Source organism: Streptomyces prasinopilosus, assembly GCF_001419695.1.
Classification (GTDB): Bacteria; Actinomycetota; Actinomycetes; order Streptomycetales; family Streptomycetaceae; genus Streptomyces; species Streptomyces prasinopilosus.
In genome coordinates this window covers 1-2,056 of record NZ_LIRG01000892.1, presented here as the reverse complement: position 1 = coordinate 2,056, position 2,056 = coordinate 1, and the positions used below count along the sequence as shown (strand labels likewise).

Annotated in this window: 2 protein-coding genes; both read right to left on the bottom strand. The window is 78.1% G+C overall.

Annotation, left to right across the window (positions count from 1 at the left end):
* A partial coding sequence (gene mycP, locus AOK18_RS28095) for a type VII secretion-associated serine protease mycosin (protein WP_055696147.1) occupies positions 1-1,020 on the bottom strand: 1,020 nt, incomplete at its 3' end.
* Positions 1,017-2,056 (bottom strand): hypothetical protein (locus AOK18_RS28090; protein ID WP_420865653.1); only part of this gene is annotated, 1,040 nt, incomplete at its 5' end. The genes AOK18_RS28090 and mycP, both read right to left, overlap by 4 nt.

Below are 2,056 nucleotides of genomic sequence, written 5' to 3'. Positions count from 1 at the left end.
GCCGTGGGCCGCCGGCTCCAGGCCCCCGGGCTCCAGCCGGGCGGCGGCCTCGATGGCGGCGGCCGGGTCGACGAGGCCGAAGCCGCGGGAGTCGTCGCGGCCGTCGGCGGGGGCGTTGCGGGCGGTGTCCTCCAGGAGGCTCTTGAGCTGGGCCGGGGTCAGCCCGGGGTGGGCCGCCCTGACCAGGGCGACGGCGCCGGAGACGAACGCGGCGGCGGCGCTGGTGCCCCAGCCCTCGTAGTACCTGCGGTCGGGGTCGGCGATGATCACGTCGACGCCGGGGGCGCTGACCGTGGCGTACCAGCGCCGGGTGGAGAACGGGGCGCGGGTGCCGTAGCGGTCGACGGCGGTGACGGCGATGACGCCCGGGTAGGCGGCCGGGTAGGAGACGCGGTCGCCCTTCTCGCCGCCGTTGCCGGCGGAGGCGACGACGGCCACGCCCTTGCGGAGGGCGTACTGGATGGCCTCGTCCTCGCCGGACTCGGGGTGCGCGGAGGCGGAGTCGTCGCCGAGGGAGAGGTTGATGACGTCGGCGCCGTGGTCGGCGGCCCAGCGGATGCCCTCGGCGAGGGCGTTGCCGCGGGTGCTGCGGGCCTCGGCGCGGGAGGGGTCGCCGTCCTCCAGGATCACGCGGACGGGGAGGATCTTCGCCTCGGGCGCGATGCCCAGGACGCCCTCGCCGTTCCCGGCGCCGTGCCCGTGGCCCGCGATGATGCCGGCCATGGCGGTGCCGTGCCGGGCCCAGGAGCGGTCTCCGGCCTCGGCTCCGAAGCCGACCAGGTCCTTTCCCGCCAGGACGTTGCCGGCGAGGTCGGGGTGCTCGGCGTCGACCCCGGTGTCCAGGACGGCGACGGTGACGCCCGCGCCCCGCGTGGTGCGCCAGACCTCCTGGGTGTGCAGGGCGTCCAGGCCCCACTGCCGGTCGCGGATGCTGTCCGCGTGGGCGGCGGTGGCGGGGAGCAGGGCGAGGCCGGCGGCCAGCAGGACGCTCAGGGCGGCTCGGGCGGTCGTGGGCCTCATGACGGTTGCTCCGTGGCCGTACCGACGTTCTTGCGCAGGCCGCGTTCGACCCGGTCGGCGAGGCCCCGCGCCTCGTGGCCGAGTCCCGCCTGGGCGGGGGCGGTGGTGGCGCCGGGCTTCATGGCGTCCTCGGCGGGCAGCGGGGTCTCGACGCCGCGGCCGTCGGCCCAGCCGGACACGGCGTAGACGACGACGGGGGCGTCGGTGAGGACGGAGATCGCCCAGGCGGCACGCTGCCCGGTGCCGAAGCCCGCGGCCGCGGTGCCCTTCGCCGCGTACGGACGGGGCACCAGATCGGTGCGGCGGTCCAGGCGTTCCCTGTCGAAGCGGCCGGCGAGGGAGGCCATGCCGGCGGCGTCGGCCTCGGTGAACAGCAGGCCGACGGTGGTGACGTGGCTCTGGGTGGCGTCGGTGTAGGTGGCGCGCAGCAGGCGTTCGCAGCCGAGGGGGACGAGCAGTCCGCGCAGCAGCGGGTCGAAGGCGTCATCGCAGTCGCCGTCCGGGGCCACGGCGATCCGGGTCCATGCGCGGTCGGCGTCGCCGGGGCCGGCGCCCTCGCCCCGGACGGTGGGCGGGAACAGCTCGTCGACAGGGAGGTTGTGCCACAGGTCCGCGGCGGCGGCGAAGGCGCTGTCGGCGCCCTTCCCGCCGGAGTCCCCGGTGAGCCAGCTCCCGGCGGTGGCGCCGCCGATCAGTCCCACGCCGAGGACGAGGCAGACCGCGGCGGCCACGACCTGGGAGCGGCCCCGCCGGCCGAGCGGGTACGGGCGGGCGTTCTCGTCGTACCCCTCGGGCCGCGCGAAGGTCACGACCGGCCGGCCGGAGCCGGGGGCGCCGCCGGGTGCCGTGGGAGCGTTCCAGGAGGACGCGGGGTCGGGGACGTCCGGGTCGGGGTACGCGGCCGGGGCCCGCCAGGAGCCGTACCGCTCGCCGGCGCCCGTACGCGAGGCCGGGCCCCACGCGTCGTCGCGCGCGGGACGCGGCACCGGTGCGGCCGGGTGCGGCGGTACGGCCGGCGGGCGGGCCGGCCGGGGCG